Source organism: Mesorhizobium sp. M2C.T.Ca.TU.002.02.1.1, from assembly GCF_003997225.1.
Map to the genome: position 1 here is coordinate 1 of NZ_RZTO01000868.1, position 2,489 is coordinate 2,489.

Sequence of the window (2,489 nt, forward strand, 5' to 3'; positions counted from 1 at the left end):
CCCTGCGTCGCCGGAGCTCCGATCTCAGGGTAACAGGCCTGCTCTCGGATTGGCACTCGCCACTATTCGCGTAATCGATTACCTTGTCAACAAGATTGGCTTTTTATCTATAAGATACCGACTTGCCGTTGCCGCCGGCAATGGCTAGCTTCACCGCAAAAGATAAAGGGGAGACGATGGCTCAAGTCGCGATCAGCAGTGTGGCCAAGGCGTTCGGAACCGTCAAGGTCCTGCATGAGGTCAGCGTCGATATTGCCGACGGGCAGTTCGTCGTGCTGGTCGGCCCTTCAGGATGCGGCAAGTCCACGCTGTTGAGGATGGTGGCCGGGCTGGAGACGGTTTCCGGCGGCACGATCTCGATCGGCGACCGCGTCGTCAACAACCTGCCGCCGGCGAAGCGCGACATCGCCATGGTGTTCCAGAATTACGCGCTCTATCCGCACAAGACGGTGGAGCAGAACATGGCCTTCGCGCTGAAACTGCGCGGCACGGATCCGGCCGTCGTCGCCGAGCGGGTCAAGCGCGCCGCCGACATCCTCGACCTCGCGCCCTATCTCAAGCGCTACCCGCGCCAGCTTTCCGGCGGCCAGCGCCAGCGCGTCGCCATGGGCCGCGCCATCGTGCGCAATCCGCAGGTGTTCCTGTTCGACGAGCCGCTTTCCAACCTCGACGCCAAGCTGCGCGTGCAGATGCGCACCGAGATCAAGGAACTGCACCAGCGGCTGAAGACGACCACCATCTACGTCACTCACGACCAGATCGAGGCCATGACCATGGCCGACAAGATCGTCGTGATGCGCGACGGCCGCATCGAGCAGGTCGGCGCGCCGCTTGAACTGTTCGATCGGCCGGCGAACCTTTTCGTCGCCGGCTTCATCGGTTCGCCTTCGATGAACTTGCTCAAGGGGACTGTAAAGAAAGCCGAGAAGCCGGTTGTAGAGATCGCCGGCACGGCGTTCCCGATGCCGTCGGGCGCCGTCGCCGAGGACGATCAGACGGTGGTCTATGGCGTGCGGCCGGAGCATCTGGAGATCCACCCGGACGGCGTCGAGGCCAAGGTCTCCGTGGTCGAGCCGACCGGCTCCGAGACCCTGGCCTTCGTGCGCTTCGGCGAGGGCGAGATGGTGGCGCTGTTTCGCGAGCGCCACGACTTCAAGCCGGGCGACACGCTCAAGCTCAGGCCGCGCCTCGACCAGGTCCACCTCTTCGACGCCGGGACCGGCAAGCGTCTTTAGAACTTTACGCAATTCCGGACGGAAAACCGCTCACGATTTTCCTGGAATTGCTCCAGACCGCATCAACCCTTCAAGAGGAAACCATGCTCAAAGGGATCAATCCGCTGCTCAATGCCGATGTGCTCCAGGCGCTGCGGGCGATGGGCCATGGCGACGACCTGATCATCGCCGATACCAATTTCCCGTCCGATTCGGTGGCGCGGCAGACCGTGCTCGGCAAGCTGTTGCGCATCGATGCGACGGCGGCCGACGTGGTGAAGGCGGTGCTGTCGGTCTTGCCGCTGGATACGTTCGTCAACGATGCTGCGGCGCGCATGGAGATCGTCGGCAAGCCGAACGAGATCCCCCCGGTGCAGAAGGAGGTGCAGAAGGAGATCGACGCGGCCGAGGGCAAGCCTTGGCCGATGATCTCGATCGAGCGCTACGCCTTTTACGAGCGTTCCAAGAAAGCCTATTGCGTGATCCAGACCGGCGAGCGCCGCTTCTATGGCTGCTTTGCCTTCCGCAAGGGCGTCGTGCCGCCGGATGCGGAGTAAAGACATGGCCACCGGCAAGCCCGTCGTCATGAAGCCTGTCGTGATTTTGGGCGTGTTCGTCGCCGACACGGCCTATCGCGCCGATCGCCAGCCGCGGATGGGCGAGACGATCCTCGGCAATTCCTTCAAGCTCGGACCGGGCGGCAAGGGCTCGAACCAGGCGGTGGCGGCAGGCAAGCTTGGCGCCGATATCACCTTCCTGACGCGCCTCGGCGTCGACGCTTTCGCCGACATGGCCAAGCAGACCTGGAAGGACGCGGGCGTGAAAAGCGCCGTCATCGACACGCCGGACAGCTATACGGGCGCTGCCTATATCTTCGTCGAGGAAGGCACCGGCAACAATGCTATCATCGTCAGTCCGGGCGCGGCAATGCTGATCTCTCCGGCCGACATCGAGGCGCATGCCGAGCTCATCCGCTCCGCCGGCGTCTTCGTCACCCAGCTCGAACAGCCGATCGATGCGGCCCTGAAGGCGCTGGAAATCGCGCGCGGGGCAGGGGTGACGACCATCCTCAATCCCGCGCCGGCCGCCAGCCTGCCCGACCGGATCTATACGCTCTGCGACTATGTCACGCCCAACGAGACCGAGGCCGAAGGGCTGACCGGCATCAAGGTTTCGTCGATCGACGATGCCCGCCGCGCCGCCGACGCCCTGCTGGCCAAGGGTGTCGGCGCCGTCATCGTGACGCTGGGCGAAAAGGGCGCGCTGCTGCACACC

3 protein-coding genes are annotated in these 2,489 nt (G+C 63.9%); all 3 read left to right on the forward strand.

Annotated elements, in window-relative coordinates:
- Positions 1-176: 176 nt before the first annotated feature.
- Positions 177-1,235, forward strand: coding sequence for a sn-glycerol-3-phosphate ABC transporter ATP-binding protein UgpC (gene ugpC / locus EOD07_RS30675; protein ID WP_127237968.1), 1,059 nt, complete (start codon positions 177-179; stop codon positions 1,233-1,235).
- 83 nt (positions 1,236-1,318) lie between these two features.
- Positions 1,319-1,771 carry an RbsD/FucU family protein gene (locus EOD07_RS30680; protein WP_040981349.1) on the forward strand — a complete coding sequence of 151 codons (453 nt, stop codon included), beginning with the start codon at positions 1,319-1,321 and terminating at the stop codon, positions 1,769-1,771.
- Positions 1,772-1,775: 4 nt separating this feature from the next.
- On the forward strand, positions 1,776-2,489 hold a 714-nt coding region (locus EOD07_RS30685; protein WP_164772703.1), incomplete at its 3' end, for a ribokinase.

Excerpts from the sequence above, each read along its gene's own strand:
- ugpC (WP_127237968.1), top strand. The coding sequence starts at position 177 with ATGGCTCAAGTCGCGATCAGCAGTGTGGCCAAGGCGTTCGGAACCGTC.
- EOD07_RS30680 (WP_040981349.1), top strand. The coding sequence starts at position 1,319 with ATGCTCAAAGGGATCAATCCGCTGCTCAATGCCGATGTGCTCCAGGCG.